The organism is Nocardia sp. NPDC057663 (genome assembly GCF_042799895.1).
Lineage (GTDB): Bacteria > Actinomycetota > Actinomycetes > Mycobacteriales > Mycobacteriaceae > Nocardia.
Genome location: NZ_JBHVHX010000051.1, coordinates 1 through 1,087, shown reverse-complemented (window position 1 = coordinate 1,087; position 1,087 = coordinate 1). Strand labels below are relative to the sequence as shown.

1 protein-coding gene is annotated in these 1,087 nt (G+C 58.6%); it reads right to left on the bottom strand.

Features of this window, described 5'->3' with window-relative positions:
• The coding region (locus ACFVAV_RS35685) for an amino acid adenylation domain-containing protein (RefSeq protein ID WP_379040120.1) at positions 1 to 1,087 on the bottom strand (1,087 nt) is incomplete at both ends.

Below are 1,087 nucleotides of genomic sequence, written 5' to 3'. Positions count from 1 at the left end.
CCGAAGAATTCAACGGCAACTCATCGAGCACCACAAACGCCGACGGCACCATATACGACGGCAACTGTACCGATATATGGGATCGCAACATGTCTACATCGACAGTAGCGCGGCCCGGTACGACATAACCCACTAGCCGGTCGCCCGTGTCCGGGTTCGACAGCATCACTACCACGGCTTGGGTAACGTAATCATGGTCAGCGAGGACCGCCTCGATCTCACCGAGCTCGATGCGCTGACCCCGCAACTTCACCTGAAAGTCCGAACGCCCCACATACTCCAACTCGCCCCTGGCACCCCACCTCACCAAATCACCAGTGCGATACAGACGCTCACCCACCATGAACGGATTAGCCACAAACCGCACAGCAGTCAGATCAGGCCGACGAACATAACCCCTGGCCAGCTGCGCCCCAGCCAAATACAACTCCCCAACCACACCAGGAGCCACCGGGCACAGGCCCGAATCCAACACATACACCTGAGTGTTGAACACCGGACGACCGATCGGAACAACATCGACATCAGCCCACGAGACCTCGTGGCGTGTAACATCAATCGCAGCTTCGGTTGGGCCGTAGAGATTATGCAACGCTGCCCCAGTAATTTCCCGCAACTGCTGCGCAAGAGCTGCGGGCAGCACCTCTCCAGAGGAAAAGGCAAGTCGTACGCACGCGCATCTGACCGCCGCAGGCTCCGCGATGAACGCCGCCATCATCGAGGGCACGAAATGTACAATGGTGACAGCCTCATTCTCCATGAGCTCAGCCATGTACCTTGAGTCGCGGTGTCCTTCCGGCCGCGCGATGACTAGGCGCGCACCGACCTGCAAAGGCCAGAAGAACTCCCACACTGACACATCAAAGGTGGCCGGGGTCTTCTGCAGGACGACGTCATCCACGCTGAGGGTGTATTCCGCCTGCATCCAGACGAGGTGATTGACAACCGCCGCATGGCTGACAACCACACCCTTCGGCCGCCCCGTCGAACCCGACGTAAAGATCACATAGGCAGTGTTCGAAGCCCGCAACTGCGCAACACGCTCGGCATCGACAATCGGAGCATCCGAACACACAGAAAGATCAAC